The following is a 210-nucleotide window of genomic DNA, read 5'->3' as shown; positions in this document are numbered from 1 at the left end:
GTGATGAGGCCATTGGCATTTGCATCGATCAGCGCTTGTTCCGCCGCAGCGTATGCTGCTTCTGCTGCCTCTACTGCTGCTTCAGCCGCTGTTAGAGCTTCACCAATATCATCAACAACACCATCTTCATCTTCGTCATTTACTGTTGGTAAAGTGATATCAACCAGATCATTTAAACGACCTTGTAGCGCATCTTTTTCTGCTTGTACT

At 46.2% G+C, this 210-nt stretch carries 1 protein-coding gene; it reads right to left on the bottom strand.

The features are described 5' to 3' along the window. A partial coding sequence (locus tag AC1M9N_RS14535; protein WP_481954985.1) for a GA-like domain-containing protein occupies positions 1–210 on the bottom strand: 210 nt, incomplete at both ends.

The organism is Acinetobacter sp. ANC_7655 (assembly GCF_056784015.1).
This window is presented reverse-complemented; position numbering and strand designations above follow the sequence as displayed.